General features: G+C 58.7%; 28 protein-coding genes. 11 read left to right on the top strand and 17 right to left on the bottom strand.

Annotated features, from left to right (window positions below):
• The 4 genes from Q672_RS22985 to Q672_RS23000 all read right to left on the bottom strand — a co-directional run bounded on the left by Q672_RS22985 (window position 1) and on the right by Q672_RS23000 (window position 5,601).
• A complete protein-coding gene (locus tag Q672_RS22985) occupies window positions 1-1,908 on the bottom strand; it encodes a choice-of-anchor I family protein (protein ID WP_022984796.1) in 1,908 nt (635 codons plus the stop codon).
• 258 nt (window positions 1,909-2,166) lie between these two features.
• A complete protein-coding gene (locus tag Q672_RS22990; protein ID WP_022984797.1) occupies window positions 2,167-3,735 on the bottom strand; it encodes a flavin-containing monooxygenase in 1,569 nt (522 codons plus the stop codon).
• Window positions 3,736-3,803: 68 nt separating this feature from the next.
• The gene (locus Q672_RS22995) at window positions 3,804-4,736 is read right to left on the bottom strand and encodes a reductase (protein WP_022984798.1); all 933 of its coding nucleotides are present in this window, start codon (window positions 4,734-4,736) and stop codon (window positions 3,804-3,806) included.
• A 31-nt stretch (window positions 4,737-4,767) separates the two neighbouring features.
• Entirely contained in the window at window positions 4,768-5,601 is an 834-nt protein-coding gene (locus Q672_RS23000; RefSeq protein WP_022984799.1) for an SDR family NAD(P)-dependent oxidoreductase, read from the bottom strand.
• A 126-nt stretch (window positions 5,602-5,727) separates the two neighbouring features.
• Here Q672_RS23000 and Q672_RS23005 point away from each other — a divergent pair, with 126 nt between their 5' ends.
• Window positions 5,728-6,339 carry a TetR/AcrR family transcriptional regulator gene (locus tag Q672_RS23005; protein WP_022984800.1) on the top strand — a complete coding sequence of 204 codons (612 nt, stop codon included), beginning with the start codon at window positions 5,728-5,730 and terminating at the stop codon, window positions 6,337-6,339.
• Window positions 6,340-6,401: 62 nt separating this feature from the next.
• Here the strand turns inward: Q672_RS23005 and Q672_RS23010 are convergent, their stop codons facing one another.
• From Q672_RS23010 to Q672_RS23020, 3 genes are read right to left on the bottom strand one after another with little or no spacing between them, the layout of a single operon-like run.
• Entirely contained in the window at window positions 6,402-7,925 is a 1,524-nt protein-coding gene (locus Q672_RS23010; RefSeq protein WP_022984801.1) for a flavin-containing monooxygenase, read from the bottom strand.
• Between the two features lie 59 nt (window positions 7,926-7,984).
• On the bottom strand, window positions 7,985-8,821 hold the full coding sequence (locus Q672_RS23015) for an SDR family NAD(P)-dependent oxidoreductase (protein WP_022984802.1): 837 nt from the start codon (window positions 8,819-8,821) through the stop codon (window positions 7,985-7,987).
• Between the two features lie 34 nt (window positions 8,822-8,855).
• The gene (locus Q672_RS23020; RefSeq protein WP_022984803.1) at window positions 8,856-9,785 is read right to left on the bottom strand and encodes a metal-dependent hydrolase; all 930 of its coding nucleotides are present in this window, start codon (window positions 9,783-9,785) and stop codon (window positions 8,856-8,858) included.
• A gap of 420 nt (window positions 9,786-10,205) precedes the next feature.
• On the opposite strand from Q672_RS23020, the gene Q672_RS23025 reads away from it, so the two are divergent.
• The gene (locus tag Q672_RS23025) at window positions 10,206-10,703 is read left to right on the top strand and encodes a DUF4282 domain-containing protein (RefSeq protein ID WP_022984804.1); all 498 of its coding nucleotides are present in this window, start codon (window positions 10,206-10,208) and stop codon (window positions 10,701-10,703) included.
• Window positions 10,704-10,795: 92 nt separating this feature from the next.
• A complete protein-coding gene (locus tag Q672_RS23030) occupies window positions 10,796-11,773 on the top strand; it encodes an NAD(P)H-dependent flavin oxidoreductase (RefSeq protein WP_022984805.1) in 978 nt (325 codons plus the stop codon).
• 9 nt (window positions 11,774-11,782) lie between these two features.
• Here the strand turns inward: Q672_RS23030 and cobD are convergent, their stop codons facing one another.
• Window positions 11,783-12,787, bottom strand: coding sequence for a threonine-phosphate decarboxylase CobD (gene cobD, locus Q672_RS23035; protein WP_022984806.1), 1,005 nt, complete (start codon window positions 12,785-12,787; stop codon window positions 11,783-11,785).
• A complete protein-coding gene (gene cbiB / locus Q672_RS23040; protein WP_022984807.1) occupies window positions 12,766-13,689 on the bottom strand; it encodes an adenosylcobinamide-phosphate synthase CbiB in 924 nt (307 codons plus the stop codon). The genes cobD and cbiB overlap by 22 nt, the downstream gene beginning before the upstream one ends.
• Window positions 13,690-13,802: 113 nt before the next feature.
• On the opposite strand from cbiB, the gene cobT reads away from it, so the two are divergent.
• Both cobT and Q672_RS23050 read left to right on the top strand, forming a co-directional pair.
• Window positions 13,803-14,870, top strand: a complete 1,068-nt coding sequence (cobT, locus tag Q672_RS23045) for a nicotinate-nucleotide--dimethylbenzimidazole phosphoribosyltransferase (RefSeq protein ID WP_022984808.1) — start codon at window positions 13,803-13,805, stop codon at window positions 14,868-14,870.
• Window positions 14,871-14,874: 4 nt separating this feature from the next.
• Window positions 14,875-15,474 carry a histidine phosphatase family protein gene (locus tag Q672_RS23050; RefSeq protein ID WP_022984809.1) on the top strand — a complete coding sequence of 200 codons (600 nt, stop codon included), beginning with the start codon at window positions 14,875-14,877 and terminating at the stop codon, window positions 15,472-15,474.
• A 63-nt stretch (window positions 15,475-15,537) separates the two neighbouring features.
• On the opposite strand, the gene cobU is transcribed toward Q672_RS23050, so the two are convergent.
• The 4 genes from cobU to moaB are packed head-to-tail and all read right to left on the bottom strand — an operon-like array spanning window position 15,538 to window position 18,435.
• The gene (gene cobU / locus Q672_RS23055) at window positions 15,538-16,056 is read right to left on the bottom strand and encodes a bifunctional adenosylcobinamide kinase/adenosylcobinamide-phosphate guanylyltransferase (protein ID WP_022984810.1); all 519 of its coding nucleotides are present in this window, start codon (window positions 16,054-16,056) and stop codon (window positions 15,538-15,540) included.
• On the bottom strand, window positions 16,053-16,634 hold the full coding sequence (locus tag Q672_RS23060; RefSeq protein ID WP_031226201.1) for a PhnA domain-containing protein: 582 nt from the start codon (window positions 16,632-16,634) through the stop codon (window positions 16,053-16,055). Before Q672_RS23060 ends, cobU begins: the two co-directional genes overlap by 4 nt.
• A 50-nt stretch (window positions 16,635-16,684) precedes the next feature.
• Window positions 16,685-17,926 carry a molybdopterin molybdotransferase MoeA gene (locus Q672_RS23065; protein WP_022984812.1) on the bottom strand — a complete coding sequence of 414 codons (1,242 nt, stop codon included), beginning with the start codon at window positions 17,924-17,926 and terminating at the stop codon, window positions 16,685-16,687.
• Window positions 17,923-18,435, bottom strand: coding sequence for a molybdenum cofactor biosynthesis protein B (gene moaB / locus Q672_RS23070; protein ID WP_022984813.1), 513 nt, complete (start codon window positions 18,433-18,435; stop codon window positions 17,923-17,925). The genes Q672_RS23065 and moaB overlap by 4 nt, the downstream gene beginning before the upstream one ends.
• Window positions 18,436-18,589: 154 nt before the next feature.
• Between moaB and Q672_RS23075 the strand changes: the two genes are divergently transcribed.
• Window positions 18,590-19,957, top strand: coding sequence for a cytochrome P450 (locus Q672_RS23075; protein ID WP_022984814.1), 1,368 nt, complete (start codon window positions 18,590-18,592; stop codon window positions 19,955-19,957).
• Window positions 19,958-20,086: 129 nt separating this feature from the next.
• Here Q672_RS23075 and Q672_RS23080 read toward each other — a convergent pair whose 3' ends face one another.
• Complete coding sequence (locus Q672_RS23080) at window positions 20,087-20,917, bottom strand: mechanosensitive ion channel family protein (protein WP_022984815.1); 831 nt, start codon at window positions 20,915-20,917, stop codon at window positions 20,087-20,089.
• A 176-nt stretch (window positions 20,918-21,093) separates the two neighbouring features.
• On the opposite strand from Q672_RS23080, the gene Q672_RS23085 reads away from it, so the two are divergent.
• Together Q672_RS23085 and Q672_RS23090 are read left to right on the top strand one after the other, a co-directional pair.
• The gene (locus Q672_RS23085; RefSeq protein ID WP_031226203.1) at window positions 21,094-21,735 is read left to right on the top strand and encodes an MBL fold metallo-hydrolase; all 642 of its coding nucleotides are present in this window, start codon (window positions 21,094-21,096) and stop codon (window positions 21,733-21,735) included.
• Window positions 21,736-21,752: 17 nt separating this feature from the next.
• Window positions 21,753-22,271 (top strand): mechanosensitive ion channel domain-containing protein, encoded by a 519-nt coding sequence (locus tag Q672_RS23090; protein WP_233552431.1) that lies wholly within the window; start codon window positions 21,753-21,755, stop codon window positions 22,269-22,271.
• Between the two features lie 177 nt (window positions 22,272-22,448).
• Here Q672_RS23090 and Q672_RS23095 read toward each other — a convergent pair whose 3' ends face one another.
• Entirely contained in the window at window positions 22,449-23,090 is a 642-nt protein-coding gene (locus tag Q672_RS23095; RefSeq protein ID WP_022984818.1) for a hypothetical protein, read from the bottom strand.
• A gap of 212 nt (window positions 23,091-23,302) precedes the next feature.
• Between Q672_RS23095 and Q672_RS23100 the strand changes: the two genes are divergently transcribed.
• The 3 genes from Q672_RS23100 (at window position 23,303) to Q672_RS23110 (ending at window position 24,671) form a co-directional block, all read left to right on the top strand.
• Complete coding sequence (locus Q672_RS23100) at window positions 23,303-23,593, top strand: BPTI/Kunitz domain-containing protein (RefSeq protein WP_022984819.1); 291 nt, start codon at window positions 23,303-23,305, stop codon at window positions 23,591-23,593.
• Entirely contained in the window at window positions 23,593-23,931 is a 339-nt protein-coding gene (locus Q672_RS23105; RefSeq protein WP_022984820.1) for a DUF4870 family protein, read from the top strand. The genes Q672_RS23100 and Q672_RS23105 overlap by 1 nt, the downstream gene beginning before the upstream one ends.
• A gap of 68 nt (window positions 23,932-23,999) precedes the next feature.
• Window positions 24,000-24,671: a DUF2057 domain-containing protein gene (locus Q672_RS23110; RefSeq protein ID WP_022984821.1), complete on the top strand. Its 672-nt coding sequence runs from the start codon at window positions 24,000-24,002 to the stop codon at window positions 24,669-24,671.
• Between the two features lie 117 nt (window positions 24,672-24,788).
• Here the strand turns inward: Q672_RS23110 and Q672_RS23115 are convergent, their stop codons facing one another.
• Window positions 24,789-25,208: a secondary thiamine-phosphate synthase enzyme YjbQ gene (locus Q672_RS23115; protein ID WP_022984822.1), complete on the bottom strand. Its 420-nt coding sequence runs from the start codon at window positions 25,206-25,208 to the stop codon at window positions 24,789-24,791.
• Between the two features lie 25 nt (window positions 25,209-25,233).
• Window positions 25,234-26,217, bottom strand: a complete 984-nt coding sequence (locus Q672_RS23120) for a ketopantoate reductase family protein (RefSeq protein WP_081703619.1) — start codon at window positions 26,215-26,217, stop codon at window positions 25,234-25,236.
• Window positions 26,218-26,272: the final 55 nt, after the last annotated feature.

Below are 26,272 nucleotides of genomic sequence, written 5' to 3' on the forward strand. Positions count from 1 at the left end.
TCACTCAGTGATTTCCACCTCATACACCGCGGTGGTTCCGCTGACCTCATTACCCACGACCAGTAGCGGCTTGCCTTCCGGCGCATCGCTGGCGGGAATGAAGACCAGCCCTTCCGGACCCAGATCACCGAAACCGGCCAGGTTACCATTATCCGGGTCTTCTCCGTCCCACAGTTCACGGCTGTTCAGGTAGTCCTGGAAAATCGGTGCGGTCGGATCCGTGATGTCATACACCATCACGCCCCCCATGCGTTCCAGCCCCAGGAACAGGAAGGTTTTTTCCCCCATCACACCGATGGTCAGGCCTTCCGGTTCCGGCCCCTTGGCATCACTACGGCTATCCATGGCGCCACTTTCGTCATGGCCACTGTTGAACCAGGTCTTGCAGTTGATGGACCGGTCACTCCCCAGCTTGCAATCGTCGCCGGCGAGGAACTGCTCAATGGCATCACCACTGTCGAACACCTGCACACCGTCTTCATCCCAGATGGAGAAAGAACGGCCGCCGTAGCTGTACAGCGTGTCGTACATGATGCGATCACCCGCATCATCCTGAACCCCAGCGGCGGTGTACATCACCGGGTCGCCCGCCGCATCGGTTTTGTAGCCGGCTGTCCAGGTAATATTCAATCGGCCGAGCACATCATCATCACGGCAGTCTTGCGGGTCACCCGCGACAGCACCACAGTAACCAAACACCGTCGGATCCAGCAGCGCACCCGCTGCCAGTTCACGCAGCTGGGGAGGCATGTCATCACCACAGCGACGATCAAAGCCATCAGTATGGACAAGGTGCTTTACGCGAAACTCTTCCACAAAGCCCTGGCTGGCATCCGGCTCACACAGCACCGGCGGATCTTCCGAATCATCGGCCTCTTCCCCCCAGTAGGCATCGTTATCCTCACCCCAGGCACGGGCATCCCCTTCGTTGGCGGTCACCAGGTAGGTGCTGCCATTGGCGCTGTAAGCATGGATCGCATCCGGCTGGTAAAGCCCCACAACACCGCCCCAGGTCTTGATATCAATCACTTCATCATCATCGCTGGCATCAATACCCTTGCCGGCCTGGCTGCGGTCGATCTCTCCCAGAGGAAGAATGTCAGTGACGGTGGCCGTGACGATGTCGAGTTTGGCCAGCGCATTGTTTTCCTGCAGCGTGACCCATGCGGTTGCCCCATCGGCAGAAACGGCAATGTACTCCGGCTCCAGATCCTGGGCAGCAGACGCACCCGGTCCATAAATACGCACCCCGGCGTCACGCAGATCGGCGGCAGTGAAGCCGGAAAAGTCAGCGTGGCTCACCGTCAAAGAGCCCGTATCTGTCGCGTTGATAATGCTGATGGAGCCTTCCGGGTCCACGCTGTAATCATCGTTGGGCTCACCTTCGTTGGCGGTTAGCACTGTCATGCCATCCGGCGTAAAGGTAATCATGTCCGGCTGGGGGCCGACTTCAATGCTGTCCAGCAAGGTCAAATCATCAGCCTGGTAAATGGCTACGAAACCGTTATCGGTTTTGGGGTCTGCTTCGATCGCAACCGCCACCAGCCCATTTTTTACCGCCACGCTGTTCACCTCAGCACCGGCAGCGATGGCAGACACATTGATACTGCCCACTTTTTCCGGCGCGGAAGGGACACTCATGTCCAGCACGTCCAGTTCGCCCGCTTCAGCGTTAACCACAAACAACCGCTGGCTCGCGGCATCATAAGCGGGAATTTCAGCTGCCGAAGCATCAAAACTGCCCGCCTGATAACGCCCCGACAACGCCAGCTTGATGGAAGCTGGCGTTACCTCTGCCACCGAATCACCGGTTTCGTTAGCACTATCAGTTTCGTTGTTGTCATCGCCGCCACAGGCAGCCAGCATCGCTGCCAGCGTGACAGCCCCCAAATAATGCCAGGATTTCATCGGTATCCCCTTCGGTTGTATTGGTACGCAATGGTGAACACTGCGTTTTACCGATCAGGGGTTAAGGTTGAACGACATCCGTGTGACAGTTTTTTGGCTCAGCTCGGTACGCCACGTCGGGCAATATGCAAGGGCATCGCGAAAGAGAAGAAAAAGTCCGGTTGCCCCAACCCACAATCCACCATAAAAAAACGCGGGCCAAAGGCCCGCGTTCACCGGAACAACCACGGGAGTACACCACTCCCTACCCGATTCCCATCAGGCGGTTTGATAGTCTTCTTCTTTGAATTCCGACATCTGGGTCGCGTACTGGGTCGCAAAGCCCGGATACATGGTGGCATTGAAACCATCTTCGGTGAGATACCAGCTCTTGCAGCCGGAATTCCAGTTGGTTTTCGCCAACCGCTTCTGGATGCTCTTATTGAAACGCTGCTGGGCGTCTTCTCTCACATCCAGCATCTTCAGGTCTTCTCCAACAATCTTGCGGATGCCTTTCAGGGCATATTCCAGCTGCGACTCCATATACACCAGTGCAGAGTTATGGCCCGGACCCGAATTGGGACCGAAGGTCAGGAACAGATTCGGATAGCCGGACACATTGATGCTCTTATAGGCCTGGGCGCCACCTTTCCAGTCATCGCCCATGACGCGGCCACCCCGTCCCAGCACCGGGAACGGCGTGCCGGAGTGGCTCACATCAAAGCCTGTGGCAAACACGATGCAATCCACCTGATGTTCAATGCCTTCTACTGTCCGAATACCCTCTTCGCTGATTCGGGCAATAGGCCAGGTAATCAGTTTCGCATTATCTTTCTGCAAAGCCGGGTAGTAATCGTTGGAAACCAGTACCCGTTTGCAACCGATGGTGAAATCCGGGGTCAACTGACGACGCAACCAGCGGTCTTTTACCTGACGGCGAAGATGCCACTTGCCAATGCGCTCCGCGATTCGCGTCAGCGGCGAATTCCAGATCACCGCCAGGGCCATGCTTTCATGACTCCAATACAGCAGTTCACGCATGGCCTGCTGACTGGCTGGCACCTTGCGGAACAACAGCTTGTTCCATTCCGGCGTGGAAAAGTCAGGCCGTGGCATCACCCAACCCGGCGTCCGCTGGAACACCTTCACGTGTTTGGCAACCTTGACCAACTCGGGAATGATCTGGATCCCGCTGGCACCGGTGCCCACCACGGCCACATTCTTGCCGGAAAAGTCGTAATCATGATCCCAGCGGGCGCTGTGGATTTTTTTCCCTTTGAAATCCTCAATGCCTGTAATCGCCGGAAAGCTGCAATTGGCCAGCGGCCCTTGAGCCATCACCGCCGCACGGCCGGTGAAGACAACATCCTTATCCGTGGTCGCCGTCCAGATGCCTTTCGTCTCGTCGAAGCGTAGTTCGGCCACGTTCTGCTCGAAACGGATGTGCTTTTCCAAGCCGAACTCCGCGACCAGGTGATGCACGTAGTCGAGGATTTCTTCGCTGCCGGAGAAACTGCGCGACCAGTTGGGATTCGGCGCGAAGGAATAGGAATACAGATTCGAGGGAATATCACAGGCCGCACCCGGATATTGGTTGTCACGCCAGGTACCCCCTACCGCGTTACCACGCTCCAGAATAATGAAGTCTTCGATACCCGCTTGCTTCAAGCGAATGGCCATGCCCAAGCCGGCAAACCCGGCGCCGACGATAAGAACCGACAGGGGTTTTTCTGGCGCTTTTTTTCTTGCTGCCGTCTTTCTTCGGGCCGTCGTCTTGCGTGCGGCAGCCGCTTTCTTGCGTGGCGCCTTGGGTTTAGCCGTTTTTTTGGAATCTTCGGTCGTGCTCATAACGTTCAAACTCGTGCTACAGGGTCGTGTCGCCCGGCACCCGCCGGGCGGCTATGCTGACAACAGGATTAACGTGTTGCGGTGGGTTCGTAGGTAAGCTCCTTCACCCATGAAGGCACCGCAGGCAAGGCTTTCCGGGGCACCATGCCAGTAATTTTCACCAGCGCATCCACCGGCACGTGGTACACCTTGTTGCTACGATTGGTCACCCAGCGGCCGTGCTGCTTGATCAACTGGAACCAGGGGTTACGACGCCCTTCTTCGGTTCGCCCACCAATACGTTCAAACTTCTGCATGGCCTTGTAGAGTTTTTCTTCTGGCAGGCCCATCGCAATCACGTTATCGCGCATCTTGTTGAGCAGTGGCATATAAGAGGCGATACCCAGAATCAGACGGGGATCCATCACTCGCGCCATCATTTGCACCATCTTGATGTATGACGCACTGCGACCCTGCATTTCCATCACGGTGAAACCCACGCCCAGATGGCGGGACTCATCATCGTTGATCTTCTCGAATGCCTGGTGGCAAACCGGGTCTTTCACGGTCTCGAGCAGGAAAGTACACAGGGCACCGTCCAGCGCGATTTCAAGCATGGGCACCACAGTGCCGAGTACGTATACAGGCATCTCATCAGCAAAACGATCCAGCCACTCGATGATGATGCGCAGGTTGACGTTGGGCTCCGGAATCTCATCCCCTTCCAGCATGCCCCAGCGACGCATCAAGGCCATCTCGGCATTGGCGTGTCGCTGCTCTTCTGCATGAAAGTAACTGTAGATTTCTCGCAAGGTATCGGTTGGGGCTTTCTTGGCCAACGCCGCAAAAGCCCGAGCCCCCACATGTTCAATCCACATAAGATCGGCCATGAACTCTTTCAGTTTTGGCCATTGCTCTTCGGTAATCAGTTCCGCCCCCGGGGCATCCCAGTCAATGTCTGACAGGGCCCACTGGGTGCTCTTGATTTTGGCAAGCATTTTGTCGAGGTCGATGGAAGCCATGATGCATTCCTCCCGGGTACAGGGTGAAAAATTAAAGTTTGGCAGCGGCCAGACGGCTGAGCAGTCCGGCGCCACGGGTATAGGTTGCGGGCAGCAAACGCTTGGCGCGCCAGATCATGCGCGCATCGAACTGGGGCAGCACATGCAGCTGGCCACGGGCCAGTGCCTTGAGGGTGGTATCCGCTACCCCCTCGGCAGACACGCCCGTGAGTTCGATAATGCGATTGAGCACCGGCGGCACGCCGCCATGAATGCGACCCGCGCTAAATATGTTGGTGTTGACCACCGTGGGACACAGCACCGTCACATTGACGCCGGTGCCAGCGGTTTCAGCTGCCAGTGTCTCGGACAGGGCCAGCACCCCCGCCTTGGTCACGTTGTAGGGCCCCATCAGTGGGGCGGCGGCAAAGCTGGCCGAGGACGCCACGTTGATAATCCCGCCCCGCCCTTGCTGCTTCAGCAACGGGGCGAAAACGTGACAGCCGTAGATCACGCCCCACAGGTTGATGCCCATGGTCCATTCCCAATCTTCCAGGGAAATCTCGCCGATGTTCTTGCCACCCACACCCACGCCGGCGTTATTGATGACCAGACTGACCGGTTCAGGCAACAGCGCCTGGGCCTGCTCCGCCAGCGCCTCTACCTCTGCACGCACACTGACATCGCAACGCAGCGCCCATGCCCGTCCGCCGGCCGCGGTAATCCGGTCCACCGTTTGCTGGGCGGTCTCCAGGTTGATATCGGCACACACCACCGCGCCGCCGCGCGCCGCCAGCGCTTCTGCAAACGCCCGGCCAATGCCGCTGCCCGCGCCGGTGACTACGGCCATGGCGTGGTTAATCAGTTTGTCTTGTTTACCGAACATGGTGTCCGATCCTCGTTGAAGGCTGCCGCCGGTACGGGGCCGATGGCACAGCCAAACGTTTACTGTTACATTCACTGATGTAACAATAAAGCGAATGCTCGTTCGGATACAATTCGGATTACCCCCATGGCCAGAAAACCCAAACAACAACGCTCCAAAGCCACCGTAGACGCCATCATTGAGGCCACTCTGCTGACCATTGCCGACCAGGGACCAGCCGGCATTACGGCCCGTCACATTGCTGAGCGGGCAGGGATCGGCGTGGGTTCACTGTACGAATATTTCGACGACAAGAACGCCATCGTGCAGGCCGCATCGGAGCGTTTTGTGGAAGACACCGTGGCCATGATTCATCCACTGGTGCCAAAGATGGTGCGCATGGATATTCGCGGTGCCATCCATACCCTGCTCTTCAACTTCCGCGACTTTCTGGAAGAGAACAACGAGCTCTACCTGCGTTTTGCCCGCCACGCGTTCAGCATGGACATGGTGATCTATCAGGCCCCCATCTCCCGCACGTTGATGGACTTCTTTACCCAGTATCTGATGCACCACCCGGAACTGCTGAAACTGCCCAATATCCCCGGCCTCGCCTATTTCTATATCAACGGCGGCATCTACACGGTGATTCGTCACCTGTCCGCCCGAAACCCCACCCAGACCTTTGAGGAACTGGTGGCGGTGCTGGGGGACACGCTCAGTGGCTACGCCGAGTACACACTCAGCCAGAAGGAATAAAGAACACGCAGTAACAGGGGAAAGAAAAAAAGGGGCTAAATCAGCCCCTTCCTGCAACAGTGTTACGCCGCCTTGCGGTTGGCTTTCTGTTGCTGATACACCACCTCGTAATCCTTGAGCCGGAAACGGGACAGGCGCTTTTTCAGGGCTTTCAGTGACCAGGGCCAGGCCGCAAAATTTCGGCCATTCTGGTCCAGGTAGTAGCTCTTGCAGCCACCACTGTTGAACACCGTCCCCTTCAGGTGTTTCTGCACTTTCTGGTTGTGCTGTTCGATCACCGAAGGGCGAATGGTAAGGCGACTGATCCCGCGATCACGGATTTTTTTCAGCCCATCGATGATGTAATCCAGCTGAGCCTCGGCCAGCACAATGAAAGAGTCATACACCAACACGTTAGGCCCCAGCACCAGGAAGGCATTGGGCACATCGGCCAGAGCTGCGCCCAGATAAGCTTCCGGCGAGCTGTCTTTCCACAGGTCGGACAGGCGCTCACCCTTGGCGTTGAAGACCTTGCGGCCTATCGGCGGATGAGACACATCAAAACCGGTGCCCCAGATAATCACATCGACCTCATGGCGTTCACCGTTGGCGGCAATCACCGTGTTGCCGTCGACCTCCACCAGACCATGGGGAATCAGGCTCGTATTCTCCGCCTGCAAGGCAGGATAATAGTTGTTGGCAAACAGAATCCGCTTGCAGCCCAAAGTGAAATCCGGTGTCACGGCCTTGCGCAACACCGGGTCATGCACCTGCAGCCTGAGCAGCTGCCTGGCGGCACTGCTCACCGGCTTGAGCACGTTCGGATTGCGCAGCCCGAAGTTGATCACATTCAGGGAGCCCGCTACCGCCTTGCGCCAGCCGTGCTGGATCGCGGGTAACCGCTCGATCACGCTTTTGCTGGTCTCACTCAACGGCAAGTCCGGCTTGGGCAGCACCCAGGGGGCCGTGCGCTGAAACACGAACAGCTCTTTTACCCTGGGCTGAATTTCCGGCACAAACTGGATCGCAGACGCACCAGTGCCAATCACCGCGACCCGTTTTCCGGTCAGGTCATAATCATGGTTCCACTTGGCAGAATGGAACATTTCGCCCTTGAAGGTCTCCAGCCCCGGCAGCGAGGGAATCTGCGATTCGGTGATCGGCCCGGTGGCAAACACCACGGTGCGGGCCAGGTATTCCCCATTGCTGGTATTGAGCACCCACAGGCCACGGCTGTCATCCCAGCGCGCCTGTTCCAGGTCCGTGTTGAATTCAATCAGCGGGGTGATGCCAAAATCGTCGCTCACCTCTTTCAGGTAGGCGAGGATTTCCGGCTGCTTGGCAAACAGGCGACTCCATTTGCTGCTCAACGCAAACGAATAGGAATACAGTGACGACGGCACATCACAACCGCAACCGGGATAGGTATTCTCACGCCAGGTACCGCCGACCTGGCTGGCCTTCTCGATAATCTTGAAGTCGGTATAGCCTTCTTTACGCAGCTTGATCGCTGCCGCCAGGCCGGAAATGCCGGCGCCGACAATCAGGGAATCATAAACAGGCGACACCGGGGACGCTGCCTTGTTCTGAGCCTTGTTCTCAGCCATAGGGTCTCTGCCTCTTTTCTTTTCGTGTTCGGGTGGTTCGCGGTTCAAGTCCGGCCGCATCAGCCAAGAAACCGGTAAGAGAAGCCCAGGAATCGGGCATACAGATCCGGCGAAGCACGCTTCATCAACCAGAACAGCTTCGCGTCTACCTGCGGCGTGGTGTAAAGCTCCCCTTTGTCGAGCCGGTTCAGGGTCAGTTTTGCCACACTGTCACTGGTAGTCATCGCGTAGTTCATCAACGCATGGTCTGCCAGTCTGGAATACCGCTCCGGGATACGGCCATCCTTGATGATGTTGGTGGGCACCAGGGTCGGGCACAGCACATTGACGCGAATGTTGTCCTTTTTCAGTTCCGCATACAGGGTTTCGGACAGGGCGCGCACCCCGGCCTTGGTGACGTTATAGGCGCTCATTTCCGGCGCGGCCGTAAAGGATGCCGCCGACGCCACATTGATGATGGCCCCGCCACCCTGCTTTTTCAGGCCGGGTACGAAATAATGGCAACCGTGGACCACACCCCACAGATTCACATCCATTACCCATTTCCAGTCCTGCAGGGACAACTCATCAAACTTGCCACCAATGCCGACGCCGGCATTGTTGATCACCAGCGTCGCCGGGCCGCCCAGCAAGGCCTCGGCTTCCTTCGCCAGCGCCTCCACCTGCTTTGCCTTGCCCACATCACAGGCAACCGCCCACCCCTGCGCACCCAATTCCCGAATCATGGCAACCGTTTCTTCGGCATTGGCCAGATTCAGATCCGCACACACCACCGCACCACCGCGGCGCGCCAGCTCCAGGGCAAAGCTGCGACCAATGCCACTGCCTGCGCCGGTGACTACCGCCCGGGCGTTAGTGCTGGGCCGGGAAAAGCGTTGTTTGATCAGCTTCAACATAATGTTCCACTCAAGAAGGCGTGTTCAGGGGAAATCAGGCCCGCACCGGCGGGACGAATTCCTTGGTCAGGTAAGGGGTCAGCAAACCGGTTTCCGGGTTCAGCAGCTTTTCCTTGTAGTACTCCAGATACGCTGAGGTGTCGTGATCATTCGGGTGAAAGTCTGGACGCAGGTAATCCATGATGTGATTCATGGTGCTGCCAAAAACGCCATCCTTCGGCCCCGCCAACAAGGCAAGGCTGTGCCGCACATCCTTCCAGTAGCGCGGGCGGACCATGTTTAGCGGGTTGCGAAAAATCGGGATAAAGACACCGCCCAGCGGCACCAGGAACATGATGGTGAAGGTGGCCAACGCAAAACCGGATATCCGCAACGCATAGTTACCGGACAATTCCTGGAACACGTCGTAGGCAATGTCCTTGTGCTCGGATTCTTCCAGCATGTGCCACATCCACAGGGCACGCTGCTTTTCATCTTCCGTTTCAAAGAAAATATCTTCGTGCTTCATCATGTATTCCGACAGCACCGCGGTGAAATGCTCGATGCCCGCCATCAGGGACAGCTGCATGCGATTGGGCAACCGCTTGAAGCCGTATTCAAAGACGTTGTCTGCCAGAAAGCGGTAGAAGCCCACCGGGAAACGATGCTTGGCCAGCGCATCATTGAACTCGTTATGCATTTTCGAGTGGATCGCTTCCTGTCCAATCAGGGATGTTACCTGCCGTTTCAGCTCCGGGTCCTTCACGAACTGGCGATGATAGCGGGCGGTGTCGATGACCAGGTCTTCGCCAAAAGTCAGGAAGATGGACAGCGCCTCGAAGATTGCTGTGGCCAGCTCGGTGTTGCGGAAAAACTGGGTATCCACCCCGTCGGCTGAAAACTGGAAATCCATATGACGGATCGGCACTTCGGCACGGGGCTTGGCGGTTTTCGGCACGTACTGATGAATGGTTGCGGTCTGCATCTGGGTCACCTGTCGATGGCAGGGGGCAGCGCCATCTGGTAGCCACCCCGCTAACTGTTACATTTTCTGGTGGCAACATTAGATCGAATGCTTGTTCGGCTTCAACTCGGCTAAATGGCCCCTTTGGCCCCGGATACCGCAACCCTCCAAGGCACCTCAAAATTATCACCAAAAAACAGCAAGCTACTGATTTTTATAGAGTTAAACAAAGCCCAGGCGATTCCTTCCGTCTCCCCCTCCGAACCACTCTCTCCATCTTATCCACAAAAGCCGTCCCTGCGTTCGGATATAGAACAGATAAAACCGACCCGAATCAGAGCCTGGGGTTACTCAAACCCAGCAGAATTCTGCGCCACAGAGGCACACTTTTGCCCCCTACTCCCCTAGACTGAATACACAACAAGAATCACAGGACGCCGCATGCGCACGCCCAACCCGGACCATCCCAATCCCTCTACCTCCCGCATCCCCAACCTGGCGGACTGGCGCTTTAACCGTTATCTGACCATGCAGCTGATGCCGCTGTTTTATCTGCTGTTGATACTTGGCGCGCTGGTGGTTGTGGTCACGGTCGTGGGGGTCTGCTTCTGGTGGTCCATGCCCGCCGGCATCATCGCCGCCGCCATTGCCCCGCTGGCCTTGCTGGTGATTGTCGCGGTGATTCGCGCGGCCCTGGAATACCTGATCATGGCCCATCGCATCATGCGCATTATCGAGCGCATGGACGCCTTGCCGGACCAGGTCTCGGATCTCTCTGTCAGGGTGGATGGCATTACCGGCCACGTGGATGAACTGACCGAGCAGGTGCGCGACATTCATGAAGGGCTAATGCATGTGAGCCCGATATTACGTTCGGCAGGCTTTCCCGCCCGCCTGCTGAAAGCGCTGCGCGGGCGCGAAGGAAATGACAGGGATTGACCGTTTTTCTGTCACCTGCGGCCTACCGCAGCAATGACAGTTTTCGCGCTTTTATCGCAGTATGTAAGGCAGCATGTAATTGAGGATTCACCATGACACTGCCCACCCTGCTGAAGGCGCGACTGCAACTGCCCGTCGTTGCCTCTCCCATGTTCATTGTCTCCAGCCCTGCACTGGTGATTGCCCAGTGCAAGGCGGGCATTGTCGGCTCTTTCCCCGCCTTGAACGCCCGCGAAGACGGGCAACTTGAGGACTGGTTGATCCAGATCCGGGAAGCACTCGAGGCCTGGGATCAGGACAACCCCTCACAACCCTCGGCCCCCTTTGCCGTCAACCTCATCGTGCACAAGTCCAATGCACGGCTGGAGCAGGATCTCGCCCTGTGTGTGAAGCACCAGGTACCGCTGATCATTACCTCGCTGGGCGCCCGGGAGGATGTCAACGAGGCCATCCACGGCTACGGCGGCCTGGTGTTTCACGACATCATCAACAACGCCTTTGCCCGCAAAGCTATCGATAAAGGTGCCGATGGTTTGATTGCCGTTGCCACCGGTGCCGGTGGTCATGCAGGAGTGCAGTCCCCGTTTGCCCTGGTGCAGGAAATTCGTGAATGGTTCGACGGCCCCCTGCTGCTGTCCGGCGCGATCGGCAATGGCGCCGCCATTCTTGCCGCCCAGGCCATGGGGGCAGATCTGGCCTATATCGGCTCCATTTTCATTGCCACCGAAGAAGCCAATGCCGCGGACAATTACAAGCAGGCAGTGGTGGATAGCGGCGCCAGCGGCATCGTCTATTCCAACCTGTTCACCGGCGTCCATGGCAACTATCTGCGCAGCTCCATTGCCGCCGCAGGCATGGACCCGGACAACCTGCCAAGCAGCGACCCCTCGTCCATGAACTTTGCCGAGAAAACCGATAACAGCAAAACCCGCGGCGCCAAACCCTGGAAAGATATCTGGGGTAGCGGTCAGGGCATTGGTGCCGTCAAGGCGGTCCTACCCGCCCATCAGCGCATTGATCAATTGAAGCAGGAATACCAGAGCGCCCGACAACGACTGCTGGCGCAATAGCCGTCGCGGCTAGCGGGCCAACGCCTGGCACAGGCGAGCCCGCGCAGCCTCATCCCCCGGCAACCCGAACCGGAGCGCCGATGGCGTATCAAAGGCGCGCACCAGAATGCCCTGGCGCGCCAGCCGCTCAGCCCAGACACCCGCTTTAGCCTCCGGGCACCAGGCAAACAAATCACACCCGCCCGCAGGCACAAACCCCGCGTCGCTCAAGACTCGGTCCAGTGCAACCCGCGCCAGACGCAACCGCGCTTGTTGCTGCGCCTGCCAGTGCCGGTCCAGCAGGGCTCTGGCCATGATATGGCGGGCGGGGTGGCTCAATGCCCAGGGGCCCAGGCTCCTTTGCACAGCATCACACAGGGCCGGCTCCGCCAGCATCAACCCTGCACGCGCGCCGGCCAGACCGTAAAACTTGCCCAGTGAGCGAAACACGATCAGCCCGGGACGCCCCACCTCACCGACCAGGGACGGCGCCGCTGAGGCTTCTACAAACGCCTCGTCCACCACCAGCCAGCCCCCCCGTGCCGCTAATTGCTCCTGCCAGGCCAGCAAGCGCTCAAGAGGTAACCACAGCCCGGTAGGGTTGTTGGGCTGCAGCCACACCAGCACATCCAGCCCCTGAAGGGCGTCCTCTATGGTGTCCGGCGCCAGCGGCACGACCGTGTGGCCCTGGCGCTGCCAGGCCAGTGCGTGCTCACGGTAGCCCGGCACGGGCACCCCCACCCGGCACGGGCGCCGCAGCGACGGCAGTGTCTGCAACGCCGCCTGACTACCTGCCACCGGCAAACAACCGGCCTCCGGAGACAACGACAATACCTCACGACAGCTGGCCACCAGGCCGTCCTCTTCATCGGGTAACCGCTGCCAGACTGTCTCGGGCAACGACGGCACAGGCCAGGACCAGGGGCTGATACCAGTAGACAAATCCAGCCAGTCGGTGACCGGAATGCCGTAACGGGCTGCCGCGCGATGCAACTGCCCACCATGCTCGCCGCTCATGTCAGCCACACCAGGCATGCCATCGCTCCCAGCCACAGCAGCAAGGTGCGATGCAGCAAGCGTATCGCCGCGCCAATACTCTCGGCCGTGGCCGGCCGCCCTTCACCCAGCACCGGCTTGTCCTTGTATTGCCCATGATAGTGCGCAGGCCCACCCAGCAGGACGCCCAACGCCCCGGCACCCGCGGCCATCACGGGACCGGCATTGGGGCTGTCACAGGCCGGCGCCTGGCGACGCCAACAACGCCGCGCCCGGGGCAAATGGCCACACAGGGCATACCCCCATGCCGTCAGCCTGGCGGGCAGCCAGCCCATGACATCATCGAGCCGCGCCGCCACCTTGCCAAACCGTTCGAAGCGCGCATTACGGTAGCCCCACATGGCATCGAGGGTGTTGACCAGGCGGTGCAAAAGCGCCCCCGGCAACCCTGCCACCACGAACCAGAACAGCGACGCGAACAGGGCATCGGCACCGTTCTCCAGCACCGACTCGGTGGCCGCTCTGGCGATGCCCGCCTCATCCAGCGCAGAGCAATCCCGGCTGACAATCCTGCCCACCTGCTCACGCGCCAACGCGGATTCACCGGCTTGCAATGGCACCTGCACCGCCAATGCATGCTCCACCAGGCTGCGACGCCCGACCACCAGCCACAGCCCGATAACAGAGACCATCCCGTCGCCCCACGCGGGCAACAGTGCAAACACCACCACCAGCATCGCCAGCACCGGCACGGTCAGCAGGACGACCGCCAGCCCACCCGCCGCCACCGCCCAGCGACCCGACGGGTTCCGGTTCACCCGCCGTGCCAGAGCGTCGGCGAGCTTGCCAAAGCCCACCAGCGGGTGCCACCGACGGGGCTCGCCCACAACGGCATCCAGCAGCAGGCCCAACAGACAGAACAGATACAGGGTCAGGGACACGATTCTTCCTTGCGATACCATCCGTGAAGCCCGGCAGTGTACTTGACACTCCCCCCGATGGGGGCAGAGGATTTGCCGCTTCCCCTCTGCTGTCACCCTGCCGGGAGCACCCATTGACCACCTCATCCCCCTGGCTCGCCGAGCTTGCCACCCCCAGCGACACCCACCGCCAGCGGGCACTGGCACGCCAATCGCAACTGACCAAACCTGCCGGTTCGCTGGGCGAACTGGAAAACGTGGCCGTTCGGCTGGCCGCCCTGCAAGGCACCGACACCCCCAACGCAGAGCAGGTACAGATTGCGGTTTTTGCCGGTGACCATGGTGTCTGTGACGAGGGCATTTCCCTGTTTCCCCAGGCGGTCACCGCACAGATGATTGCCAACTTCGTCACCGGCGGCGCCGCCATCAGCGTGATGGCCCGGCAGCTGGGCGCGGCTCTGGAAGTGATCAATACCGGTACCGTCTGCGCCCCCCCCTTGAGCGACGGAGTGATAGACGAACAAGTCGCTGCCGGCACCGCCAACCTGGCCAGGGAATCCGCCATGGATGCCCAACAACTTGCCGCTGCGCTGGCGGCCGGGGACCGCAGTGCCGCCCGGGCTCTTGAGCGCGGTTGTCAGCTGTTTATCGCCGGCGAGATGGGCATCGGCAATACCACCAGCGCCAGCGCACTGGCCTGCGCGCTGCTGGCAGAACACCCAACCCATCTGACCGGCCCCGGCACCGGCCTTGATCGCCAGGGCGTCCAGCACAAGGCGGCGATCATCCAGCAGGCGCTGGCGCGACATTATCAGCAGCACGACGATGACGCGACGCCCCTGACCTGCCTGCAGTCCCTTGGGGGCTTTGAAATTGCGGCCATCACCGGCGCCCTGATCGGCTGCGCCGCTCGCGGCATTCCGGTGCTGGTAGACGGGTTTATCGTCTCCGTCGCAGCGCTGTGTGCCGTGCAGCTACGCCCGGCGCTGTCTTGCTGGCTGCTGTTTGCCCACCGCTCCCGGGAGCCAGGACACCAACGCATCCTGGACGCCCTTGAGGCAACGCCGCTGCTGGATCTGGGTATGCGCCTTGGGGAAGGCAGCGGTGCTGCCGTCGCGGTCCCCCTGATTCGCAGCGCCTGCGCCCTGCACAACCAGATGGCCACCTTTGCCGATGCCGGCGTCAGCAACGCAGACGGATAACCCCATGACAACCACCTTGTTCGATTTGATCCGCCACGGCGAGCCCGCCGGTGGCCACAAGTATCGCGGTCACAGGGATGACCCACTCAGTGAATTGGGCTGGCAGCAAATGCGAGACGCTATTGGCCAACACGAACAGTGGGACCACATCCTCACGTCGCCTTTGCTGCGCTGTCGCGAGTTCGCCTGCGAGCTGTCAGAACAACGGAACATTCCCGTTACTGTCGCAGAGGGTTTCAAGGAAATCAGTTTTGGCGATTGGGAAGGCAAAACGCGAGAGCAGGTGGCCCGGGAATACGGTGACCATCAGGCCAACTTCTGGCGCGATGCAGAAAATTTTCCGCCTCCGAATGCGGAAATCATTCAGGATTTTCATCACCGCATCGGTGCAGCCTGGCAACACTGGAGTGACGCACTGGCAGGAAAGCACGTGTTACTGGTCTGCCACGGCGGCGTCATTCGAATGGTGCTGGCGCATGTGCTTGGTCTCACCCCCAGCAACGCCATGGCGGGCTTCCAGGTTCCGTTTGCCTGCCGCTCACAGGTGCGCATTGATGACACCCCGCACGGCACCCTGAGCTGTTTGGTCAGGCTCGGGGATTAAAAATAACGCCGGAATAACACCGCTGGCTGGCGGCGCGAATGACCCGCGCGCCTACAGCCGGACTTATCCCTTTAACGTCTGGGCGATGCCTGCCACAGACAGCAAGACCCGGTCACACTTGCGCGCCAGGGACTGGTTCAGCCAACCCAACTCATCCGCGAAACGGCGGGTCAGGGGATCCATGCCGATAATTCCCAAGCCCACTTCATTGCTGACCACCACGACACGGCCGGGGTAACGGGAAAGGGCGGCCAGAAAACTGTCCCGCTCGCGCACGAACACCGTGTCCCCGGCGTGCAGCAGGTTGCTCACCCACAGGCTCATGCAATCAATCAGCACACACGGGGGCGGTGTCAGCGTGGCCTGACGGTTCAGCAACGCCCCCAGGGCAAGCGGCTCTTCTACCAGCCCCCATTGCGGCGGACGACGCAACTGGTGGCGGCGGATCCGGTCACTCATTTCGCCATCACCGGCCGTGGCGGTCGCCACATACACCACCGGGTCGGCCTGCTCAGTAACCAGACGTTCTGCCAGCGAACTTTTACCGGAGCGAATCCCGCCGAGGATCAGTGACCGCCTCATCCTGTCTTCTTCACGAACTGGGTCAGTATGACGATCCGCTGGCCTTCTACCCGGCCTTCGATCTGCTCGGGGTTATCCTGCACCAATGAAATATTTCTCACCGCCGTGCCCCGCTTGGCGGTGAAATTGGCGCCTTTGACATTCAGGTCCTTGATCAGGGTAACCGTATCGCCGGCGTGCAGCGCCGCGCCATTGCTGTCGCGATGCTCCACCATTGCCACGGCGTCTTGCCCCTCCCCCGTGGCCTGCGCCCAGGCCTGCACATCGTCTTCGAGATACAGCATATCCAGCAGATCCTGCGGCCAGCCCTCCGCCCGCAACCGGGTGAGCATTCGCCAGGCCAGTACCTGCACGGCCGGCACCTGGCTCCACATGCTGTCATTCAGGCAACGCCAGTGATTGGCGTCTTCGTTACCCGGGTTATCGATCTGGTACTGGCAGGTTTCACACAGCAGGACGCTTTGCGCTTCACTGCCATCAGACGCCGGGGGCACGGCATACACCGAAAGCGCGCTACCGGCAGCACAAAGCTCGCACGTTGAATCGGCACGGGCCAACAAGGTGGATTCCAGGGACATGAACATCTTCTCCAAAACGTACCGGCGTCACGCGCTGGCATAAACAGGGTTTAGCCACCCAACAAGTCAGCAAACGAAAAATACGCCAACCGATCTCCGGGGGACACGGTACGCCCCACCGGCACCACTGCCAGGCCATCCGCCCACACGGCAGAACTGAGCATGCCCGAGCTTTGATTGGGGTGTTGCTGCAATCGCAACTCACCGTCTTCCTGCAGGCACCGCACACGCAAATATTCCTGACGCTTGCCCGGTTTATTAACTGAAAAATTCACCGGTAATGTCTGCGGCGCAGGCAGCACCGTTTGCGCCCCACAGGCACGACGCAGTGCCGGCAAGACCAGCGTCAGGTAGCAGACCAGCACGGCAGAGGGGTTACCGGGTAACCCAAAAAAAGGAATCCCATCGACCTGGCCAAAGGTAAACGGCTTGCCCGGTTTGATTGCCAACCGCCAGAAGTCCAGCGAGCCTTTGGCCTCCAGCACCGCACGCAGGTGATCCTCCTCCCCCACCGATACTCCGCCGGTTGAAATGATCACGTCCGGGCGCTGACTGGCATCAGTAAGATAGCGGGTCAGGGTGTCGCTGATAATCGCCGGATCATCAGGCAAGTGCTCCCGCCGCACCGCAGGGAAACCACTTTGCACCACCAGCTGTTCCAGCTGCGGGCCGTTACTGTCGTAAATCTTGCCTGGTAGCGGTGACTCATCGGCGCGTTGCAATTCATCGCCACTGGTCAGGATCAGAACCCGCGGTGCACTCACCGTTACCTGGGGCACCCCCACCGATGCGATCAAGCCGACAGCCTGGGGCGTCAGGCGTTGGCCGCGCTCAATCACAATGGCGTCACGACGGGCATCCTGACCCGCAGGACGAATGTTCTGACCTTGGGTGACGTCATCCCTGCCTGGCAACCGCACCCGGCCATCGGCGATCTCGCAGTCTTCCTGCATCAACACCGTGTCTGCGCCAGTGGGCACCGGCGCGCCCGTAAAGATACGGGCCACCTGCCCGGGCATCAGGGTGCAGGGCGGATCACCCGCCGCCACCCGCAAGGGCATCGGCAATGTCAGGCCAGGCTCGGCCAGATCCTGGTAGCGCAACGCCACACCATCGACCGCGGCATTATCAAACGCCGGCACATCCACCCGTGCCGCCACATCCGAGGCCAGGTACTGCCCCCGGGTCTCACCCAACACCAGATCCTGCACGGCAGAAAACGGGCGCATGCTGTCCAGCAGCCGGGACAAGGCGTCCTCTACCGGCATCAGCACCGCAGGAATCTGGCTCATCGACGCACCTGAGCGACAAAATTACAGGGACGGTGGCGGGCATCCAGTTGCTCACTGATGATGCGATCCCAGCCGGTGGCACAGGCATTGTTGGAACCCGGCAGGCAAAAGATCACCGTACGGTTGGCCAACCCGGCCAGACAGCGGGACTGAATGGTGGAAGAACCGATCTCTTCCAGGCTGACCTGCCGAAACAATTCCCCAAACCCTTCAATGTGCTTGTCGAACAACACCGACAGCGCTTCCGGGGTGGAATCACGGCCGGAAAACCCGGTGCCGCCGGTGGTCAAAACGATCTGGATCTGCTCATCGGCAATCCAGTCCGACACCACTTTGCGCAACTGGTAGACATCGTCCTTGACGATCTGTCGGGCAACCAAGGTATGGCCCGCCTCCTGGAGACGCTGCACCAACAGATCGCCAGAAGTATCGGTTTCCGGGGTGCGGGTATCACTGACGGTCAACACCGCCACGGCCAGGGGCTCGAATTGTGCCGCAGGCTTGGACATAGATTCTCTCCTTGCAGATGCGCAGATACTACCACGCCTCAACCCCGGGGCTGGACAGGACAGCACCGATTGACCGTTGCCGACAGGCCTCTGTTCACCCTGGCACACCGGGGGTAGATTCAACCTATACAAAGTGTTTATCGGGAGTGCCGTCATGAACCGTATGGAAGCCGCCCAGCAAGAGGCCGCACAATTACCACGTATGCCCCAGCGCAAGCTGGATAATATCCCCGGGGACTACGGCTGGCCGCTGCTCGGCGAAACCGTGCCTTTTTTGAAGGACTACCACAAGCTGGTGACCGATCGTGCCCGGCAGTACGGTCTTGTCTTCAAGGGCTCGGTGCTATTCCAGCGTGGCGTCACCCTGCTGGGCCCGGACGCCAACGAGTTTGTCCTTAAGGATCCCGAGCACGCATTTTCCAGCCGGGCGGCATGGAACCCCATCCTGGAGAAGCTGTTTACCGATGGGTTGATGCTGCGGGACTTTGCCGATCACAAGTTTCATCGCCGCATCATGCAACAGGCCTTCAAGAAACCGGCACTGGCCAGTTACCTGGATCGCATGAATCACCACATCGGCACGGAAATTCAGGACTGGCCCGCCGGCACGGAAATGAAATTCCTGGAGCACATCAAGACACTGTTGCTGGATGTAGGCGCGCAAATTTTCTTCGGCCTGGAAATGGGACCGGAATCCGACAGAGTCAACCAGTCCTTCATCGATACCACCGAAGCCTCACTGGCCGTGGTCCGACTGGAAATCCCGGGCCTGCTGTGGCACCGGGGCATGAAAGGGCGTCGCTATCTGGAAGACTTTGTCACTGGTTTGATCCCGCAAAAACGCAACAGCGACACCCCGGATTTCTTCAGCGAACTGTGCAAGGCGGCAGATGAAGAAGGCGGCCTGACCGATCGGGACGTGATGAACCACATGATCTTCCTGTTGTTCGCCGCCCACGACACCACCACCAGCACCCTGTGCTCAATCATCTACATGCTCGCCAAACACCCCGAGTGGCAGGAAATCCTGGTAGAAGAAATGAAGGGACTGGGTAAAACCGCGCTGGATTATGATGATCTGGGCAAGCTGGAAAAAACCGGCTGGGTATTCCGCGAGACACTGCGTATGCGCCCCCCGCTCACCACTTTCCCTCGCCGTACGGTGAAAGAGGTGGAATACCAGGGCTACCTACTGCCGAAAAATACGCTGGTGAACATCTCCACCCTGTACACCCATTACATGGAAGAATACTGGAGCCAACCGCTCCGCTTTGATCCGGAACGTTTCAGTGACGAACGGGCAGAACACAAGAAACACTTTTATCAGTGGGTCCCCTTCGGCGGCGGCCATCACAAATGTCTGGGGCTGAATTTTGCCGAGCTGCAGACCAAAACCTTCCTCTACCACTTCCTGCAGCGCTACCGGGTACGCGCAAAAGAGGACTATGAACTGCCCACCCAGCAAGTGCCCCTCATCATGCCCAAGGATGGATTGCCGGTGACGATCGAGAAACGAGTTTAACGTTGAACGTTAAACCGCGTGAGGGTCACTCATAATCCCTGAGGCAAGAGGCCACGACCAGAAATGGTCGCGGCCTGTTGCCTTTCAGTGACTCCAGGCTAATCCGCGTTTCAACTTTAGACTTTGAACTCAGGATTGCTGGTACAAATGCACATCCCGCTGCGGGAACGGAATGGTAATCCCGGCCTGGTCGAACGCATACTTCACCTGCTCAAACAGCCCGAAATACACCGGCCAGTAATCCTCGGAATTCACCCACACTCGGGTCAGCATGTTGATGCTGCTATCGGCATGGGCTGACACAAAGATATTCGGATCAAAACTGCCACCGGAAAGAATGCGGTCATCACTGTCGATGACAGACTGAATAGCCTTGCGCGCCTCTTCGATGCTGTCGCCATAACTGATACCGAACTCGATATCCACACGGCGCTGGGGCTCACAGAAAATATTCTTGATGCAGCCGTTGGACATCAACCCGTTGGGAATCACGATACGCTGGTTATCGTAAGTGATCAGAATCGTGGTAAAAATCTGGATATCGTGAACCCGGCCGGTATATCCCTGCGCCTCGATAATGTCGCCCAGCCGATAGGGTTTGAAAAACAGGATCAGCACCCCTCCCGCCAGATTACCCAGACTTCCCTGCAAGGCCAGCCCCACTGCCAGGCCAATTGCACCCAGCATGGCAATAAAGGAGGTGGTCTCCACCCCGACCATGCCCGCCACGGCCACCAACAACAGAATCTTCAGCAATACGTCCAGAAAGCTGGAAAGAAACTTCTGCAGGGAATCATCAATCGCCTTGTGTCCCAGCACCCGGTTCATGCCACCGACAATCCGCTTGATGATCCAGAACCCCACCACCAGCGTAATTACCGCCAGCACTACCTTGGGCAGGTACGCCATGCCCAGCTCAATCGCCTTGTCCACATATGGCTGGATTTGTTCCATGTCCATGATTCCCTTCCTCGGGGTATATTGTTGGAAAGCTTAAAATAGCACTCGCCTGCAAACCGCAAACCCCACCCAGGTCTGAATTTGCAAATATTTTTACTGGTCCGGACATGCAGGCACCACGGGGAACCGGCTATACTGCCGGTCACATTCACCCCCAGACAGCCGAACAGACAGCCATGAAGTACGCCATCCTGCCGGTGACCCCGTTTCAACAGAACTGCTCTTTCCTCAAGTGCGAATCCACCGACAAGGTTGCCATCGTCGACCCCGGCGGCGACCTCAACAGCATTCTGGATGCACTAAAACAGGTCGGCGGCACCCCCGAGAAGATTCTGGTGACTCATGCCCATCTGGATCATGTGGGCGCGGTGGCCGAACTCGCCGAGACCCTCGGGCTTCCGATTGAAGGTCCCCACCGGGACGACCAGTTCTGGATCGACATGCTGCCCCAGCAGGCGCAGATGATGGGTTTCCCGGCCTCCCGCCCCTTCACTCCCAACCGCTGGCTGGAAGATGGCGATACCGTCACCGTGGGTGAAACACACTTTGAAGTGCGCCATTGCCCCGGCCATACGCCAGGACATGTGGTGTTTTACCAGCCCGACAGCAAGCTGGTGGTGGTCGGGGATGTGCTGTTTAACGGCTCTATCGGTCGTACTGATTTTCCCAAGGGCGACTTTGATACCCTGATCAACGCCATCAAGGACAAGCTGCTCACGCTGGACGACGACGTCTCATTTATTCCCGGCCATGGCCCCATGTCGACCATTGGCCACGAGCGTGCCAACAACCCCTTTGTCTCAGGTAAACACGGTTAGCTATGGAATCCATCATCATGAAGTGGGGGCTCACCGTGGTGATTGCCCTGCTGGGGTGGGCGCTGTCCATCCTGCTGCGCGGAATCACCAAACGATTGGGCCGGCGTCGTAACTACACCCGGGCCCGCATTTTTCAGACCGCCGTGGTTATCAACAGTGCCAGCCTGGTCATCAGCCTGATCGCTATCGGTGTGCTGTGGGGGCTGAAAGGCGATGGCCTGATGGTTTTCGCAACCTCATTGATGGCCCTGCTGGGTGTCGCCTTGTTCGCCAGCTGGTCCATGCTCAGCAACGCCACCGCGGCCATCATCCTGTTCTTCAGTGCCCCTTACCGGGTAGGTGATCGCATCCGCCTGCTGGACGGGGACAATACCGTGACAGGGCAGATTCGACACATGGGTCTGATCTTTATCACCGTGCAGGACGAGCTTGGTCACCGCTACACCCTGCCCAACAATCTGCTCCTGCAGAAAACGGTGATCCGTCTGAAAAACGACACCCTGCCCCGCGACCAGAAGCACATGCGGCCGGATTAAGGAAAGCGCAAACTTCAAGCGACCAACTGCAACGCGACAGAGTTTGACAGGTTCTGAAAGCAATGAGGCCCTGCCCAGGACTTGAGCGCGGCCTCTAACGTTGCAGGACAAAGGAGCCTCTGAATAACCTTCCCGCGTTGTAGCTAGTAACTTGCCCGTCAAAGTTCATCTCTCACCCTACATCCGATACCCAAAGCTGATCATGTACTGGGTACCGTCATAGGGGAACTCCGCGATCGCATCATTAAAATCCATTTCCACGGCCTGCTCGCGCACCACCACGCCAAACTCGGACGTACTACCCACCGAAAAAATCAGCCCCAGTGACGCGTAGGCACCATAGCCGAAGCTGAAATCCCGGTCGTCTCCCCTCACCACCACGGTTGAGGAAAGCGGCTGGGGATAGGGCTCTTCCTGATCCTGCTTAAGAGACGCGAGCAGCAGCATGGGGCCGCCCGACAGGAACAAACGGGCACGGTCACGGATATTGATATCGCCATACCCACCCAGCATGGTGCCAAACAGGAACATCTCATTTTCAACCTTGATATTCACCGTAGCCCCACCATCCACCACCCCGGAATAGCTCACCGAATCATTTTGCCAGCTGATCAACGCCCCGCCTTCATAGCCATAACGAAAACGGTCCGAGCCCCCCAGAATTTTCTGCACTCCTCCGGTAAAGAAAGGCAGGTCATCGTAGTCCCCTTCCAGGGTAGCGCCATTGGCAATTACGGTGCTGTCAGCGTCGCTCAGCTGCAGCTTGCCCGCTTGCAGAAACATGTACTGGGTTTCCCCGGCCAAGCCATGTCCTGCCATCAATATCCCAGCCAAACCCACACTTGCCGCTATTCCTTTCACCCCAAACCCCCGTCACGATCAGAAAGACTGCAAACTCCAGCATAGAGGACAATGACGGCGGATAACATGAACCGGTTACCGCCAGACCAAGACTCCGGTAAAGTAGCGGTCAGGCGAATGCGTTCTCGCCGTATCCTCGAGAGCGCCCTATTCATCAAGGAACGACAGCCATGCGATACCTGATGATTCCCCTCATTCTCGCGCTTGCCGGGATGACAGGGTGCGAGTCCGGGAACAAACCGGGGTCTGGCACGCTACCGGACAGCTGCTTTCAACCGCCGGAATCAGGCATCTGCAGGGCCTCGATCCCCCGTTACTACTATGATGCCAATACCGGCGCCTGCCAGACCTTTATCTGGGGCGGTTGCCAGGGCAGCGTGCCGTTCGACACCATGGACGCCTGCGTCAACACCTGTAACGGCCATGATCCAGCGAAAGCGTCCATCAAAGAGACCCACTGATGACACCTGACAGCAAAACCAGCCTGGTCCGCATCATCTATGTTCTTCACCTGGCAGGCCTGATCACCGGCGGCCTCACAGCCGTTGCCGGCGCGATACTGGCACACCTGAATGCCGGTGACACTCCGCCGCCTTTGCGCGAACATTTTCGTTTCCAGTACCGAACGTTCTGGATCGGACTGCTCTATGTTGTTATCGCCGGCATCACCACCCTGGCCTTTGTGGGCTGGCTGGTCATGGCCTTTGCCACTCTCTGGTGGATTATCCGTTGCGCCAGAGGACTCACCGCCCTGAACCAGGACAGGGCGCCGGCCCGAATTGAAAGCTGGGGTTTCTGATTCATCTCTGTCACCCCTTTGCCATCTTTGCCCGCCAGACTGGCGGGCCCTGCTACCCAGGAGAAACCATGTTGTTGCGCATTGCCACTTTCACCCTTGTCAGTCTGTTCCTGTCTGCCTGCGCCCGCAGTCCGGTCGTCCAACTCTATGATGGCCCTGCCCGCTCCGACAGCAGCATTGTCACGGTTCGTGTTCCCAGCGAACTGGAAGTCTTTACGATCAACGGTGAAGAGGTAGAAGGCGTCAACACCTTCTTTTCTACTGAGTACAAAGACCTGAAGGTAGCTCCAGGTCGCTACGAGATTCTTGCCTACTACAAGGAGCTCTGGCAGCTGGACGCAGACAATCACGAAATCGTCAAAACCAACCCGGCAAACTTTGTGGTCGATGGAAAACCCGGTGAGATATGGGTTCTCGGATTCGACAAACCACAGGATGTAGAAGCGGCCCGCGCCATGGAAGACAACTTTCACGGCTGGGCAGAAAACCCCGCCAGCGGACAGAAAGTAGCGGCCGAAAAAAGCAAGCTGGTGCTGAAGCGAGGCTTCATGGCGCCTATCACGGGTGAAGAAGTCACGACGCCCACCACCAACAGCGTCGCCCCCCTGGCCACTGGTGCAGCAGCCGCAGCCCCTGCGGCTCAGGCAGCTCAGGCAACCTACCTGGATACCCTGAAGGCCCAATGGAATCAGGCAACCCCGGAAGAACGCCGCGAGTTCCTGCAATGGATATCGCAGTAACACAACGCGAAAGGAGTTTCGGGTTTCGAAGAGCAAAACCACCCCCCTTCACAGGCGCGGTGGTTTTCCCTTTGATTTTCGCAACTCAAAACTCACAGCGCGAAACTGCGCTTCCCTTTATTCCCCCTGAACCGTCGCCACTAGCCTGCGGCCTCCACCCTGGTCACGGTGTTCACACAGATAAATGCCCTGCCATGTTCCCAACGCCAGTCGACCACGGCTGATCGGCACACTGAGAGACGGCCCGATCAGCACGCTCTTGATATGTGCTGGCATGTCGTCCGGCCCTTCCAGGGTGTGAGCATAGTAAGGCGCATTTTCGGGCACCATCACGTTCAGGTGGCGCTCCAGATCATCGCGGACATCCGGGTCCGCATTTTCATTAATGGCCAATGACGCCGAGGTGTGCTGGATGAAAAGATGGAGCACCCCGACCTCCAGATTGACCAACTCTGGCAATCGCTCCAGTACCTCTCGGGTAACCAGATGGCATCCCCGGGGCCGAGCCGACAGGGTCAGCGTTCGTTGAATCCACATACCGTTTTCCCGCCTTTGCGGACGCTCAGCCCGCCCTCTGGCCAAAACAACGTTGATATAGGTTTTTCAGTGCAGGTGCATCGCACTGCTGACAGTAATCTTTCATGTACAGACCGGTTTGGACCCGCACTTTCATGAAATGGGTCTTCAAATACGCTTCCAGCGAAAACGGAAGTGCGTAAGGCGCCACCCCGAGCAAGACGCGATACCCCCAAACGGATAACAAGCGAGCACTGCTTCGCATCGCCCGCCCGGTAGTGACATCTTGAGCCTGTGACGGGTCAGCAAGATGCACAAGCAGGCTTTTCTGGGCCTGAACCAGCTCTGTCAATAAAGGCTTGTCGCGCCTCAGACGGGAGAATTCCCAATCACTCAACTCCAGGGCACACAAGAATGTCATGAGCAAGGCATTCGGCAGGCGTGATGTTGCGACAGCATCCCCCACGTGCTTTGCTGCCAGCCCTCCGCCCTTCAACAACGAAACCGACACCGCCACACGCGCACGATCACCCGATAAAGGGGTGGCAGAGGGGGGCAAATAATAGGCGACATCGATCCCTCCGCGCAGTTCTGGCTCGCTCTCCCCCGGCAAGGGCGGATAATAGCTGATCATGTTGATCATCCCTTTGACGATCTGTTCAGCAGCCCAATACTTCCGCAGTGTGAGGTAGTCAGTTTCACTGGGCTGCAGCATCACCAGGGAAGCCCCACCGATGGCATCGCGAATGTGTGCCAACGGCAAGTCGCGAAGGGCATCGGAGGGGATGGCCAACCACACCTGATCCCAGGTCGATTCTGCCACCTCTTCCCATTCAGACATCAGCGAAAACTCAGCAAACCTTGTCGTCTTGTCACCACCAAGACGACGCTTGCGGATCATTATGACTCCCTCTTCAAGCGCCTTACGATGATGAGGCTTGATGAAAAACGTCACACGATGACCTGCCCGCGCAAAACATTGCCCGTACACTAGACCAACGGCGCCGGCGCCGAGGATAAGAATATTCATGATTGCCCTGTCAACCTGACTGCATGCTGTCTGGACTGACAACACTAGAGCTTAT

The organism is Alcanivorax sp. P2S70 (genome assembly GCF_000475295.1).
Taxonomy (GTDB): domain Bacteria; phylum Pseudomonadota; class Gammaproteobacteria; order Pseudomonadales; family Alcanivoracaceae; genus Alcanivorax; species Alcanivorax profundi.

What these genes read in the sequence shown, in the direction of transcription:
- Q672_RS22985 (WP_022984796.1), bottom strand. Translation starts at nt 1,908, where the DNA reads ATGAAATCCTGGCATTATTTGGGGGCTGTCACGCTGGCAGCGATGCTG.
- Q672_RS22990 (WP_022984797.1), bottom strand. Translation starts at nt 3,735, where the DNA reads ATGAGCACGACCGAAGATTCCAAAAAAACGGCTAAACCCAAGGCGCCA.
- Q672_RS22995 (WP_022984798.1), bottom strand. Translation starts at nt 4,736, where the DNA reads ATGGCTTCCATCGACCTCGACAAAATGCTTGCCAAAATCAAGAGCACC.
- Q672_RS23000 (WP_022984799.1), bottom strand. Translation starts at nt 5,601, where the DNA reads ATGTTCGGTAAACAAGACAAACTGATTAACCACGCCATGGCCGTAGTC.
- Q672_RS23005 (WP_022984800.1), top strand. Translation starts at nt 5,728, where the DNA reads ATGGCCAGAAAACCCAAACAACAACGCTCCAAAGCCACCGTAGACGCC.
- Q672_RS23010 (WP_022984801.1), bottom strand. Translation starts at nt 7,925, where the DNA reads ATGGCTGAGAACAAGGCTCAGAACAAGGCAGCGTCCCCGGTGTCGCCT.
- Q672_RS23015 (WP_022984802.1), bottom strand. Translation starts at nt 8,821, where the DNA reads ATGTTGAAGCTGATCAAACAACGCTTTTCCCGGCCCAGCACTAACGCC.
- Q672_RS23020 (WP_022984803.1), bottom strand. Translation starts at nt 9,785, where the DNA reads ATGCAGACCGCAACCATTCATCAGTACGTGCCGAAAACCGCCAAGCCC.
- Q672_RS23025 (WP_022984804.1), top strand. Translation starts at nt 10,206, where the DNA reads ATGCGCACGCCCAACCCGGACCATCCCAATCCCTCTACCTCCCGCATC.
- Q672_RS23030 (WP_022984805.1), top strand. Translation starts at nt 10,796, where the DNA reads ATGACACTGCCCACCCTGCTGAAGGCGCGACTGCAACTGCCCGTCGTT.
- cobD (WP_022984806.1), bottom strand. Translation starts at nt 12,787, where the DNA reads ATGCCTGGTGTGGCTGACATGAGCGGCGAGCATGGTGGGCAGTTGCAT.
- Q672_RS23050 (WP_022984809.1), top strand. Translation starts at nt 14,875, where the DNA reads ATGACAACCACCTTGTTCGATTTGATCCGCCACGGCGAGCCCGCCGGT.
- cobU (WP_022984810.1), bottom strand. Translation starts at nt 16,056, where the DNA reads ATGAGGCGGTCACTGATCCTCGGCGGGATTCGCTCCGGTAAAAGTTCG.
- Q672_RS23060 (WP_031226201.1), bottom strand. Translation starts at nt 16,634, where the DNA reads ATGTCCCTGGAATCCACCTTGTTGGCCCGTGCCGATTCAACGTGCGAG.
- Q672_RS23065 (WP_022984812.1), bottom strand. Translation starts at nt 17,926, where the DNA reads ATGAGCCAGATTCCTGCGGTGCTGATGCCGGTAGAGGACGCCTTGTCC.
- moaB (WP_022984813.1), bottom strand. Translation starts at nt 18,435, where the DNA reads ATGTCCAAGCCTGCGGCACAATTCGAGCCCCTGGCCGTGGCGGTGTTG.
- Q672_RS23075 (WP_022984814.1), top strand. Translation starts at nt 18,590, where the DNA reads ATGAACCGTATGGAAGCCGCCCAGCAAGAGGCCGCACAATTACCACGT.
- Q672_RS23080 (WP_022984815.1), bottom strand. Translation starts at nt 20,917, where the DNA reads ATGGACATGGAACAAATCCAGCCATATGTGGACAAGGCGATTGAGCTG.
- Q672_RS23085 (WP_031226203.1), top strand. Translation starts at nt 21,094, where the DNA reads ATGAAGTACGCCATCCTGCCGGTGACCCCGTTTCAACAGAACTGCTCT.
- Q672_RS23090 (WP_233552431.1), top strand. Translation starts at nt 21,753, where the DNA reads ATGAAGTGGGGGCTCACCGTGGTGATTGCCCTGCTGGGGTGGGCGCTG.
- Q672_RS23095 (WP_022984818.1), bottom strand. Translation starts at nt 23,090, where the DNA reads ATGGCAGGACATGGCTTGGCCGGGGAAACCCAGTACATGTTTCTGCAA.
- Q672_RS23100 (WP_022984819.1), top strand. Translation starts at nt 23,303, where the DNA reads ATGCGATACCTGATGATTCCCCTCATTCTCGCGCTTGCCGGGATGACA.
- Q672_RS23105 (WP_022984820.1), top strand. Translation starts at nt 23,593, where the DNA reads ATGACACCTGACAGCAAAACCAGCCTGGTCCGCATCATCTATGTTCTT.
- Q672_RS23110 (WP_022984821.1), top strand. Translation starts at nt 24,000, where the DNA reads ATGTTGTTGCGCATTGCCACTTTCACCCTTGTCAGTCTGTTCCTGTCT.
- Q672_RS23115 (WP_022984822.1), bottom strand. Translation starts at nt 25,208, where the DNA reads ATGTGGATTCAACGAACGCTGACCCTGTCGGCTCGGCCCCGGGGATGC.
- Q672_RS23120 (WP_081703619.1), bottom strand. Translation starts at nt 26,217, where the DNA reads ATGAATATTCTTATCCTCGGCGCCGGCGCCGTTGGTCTAGTGTACGGG.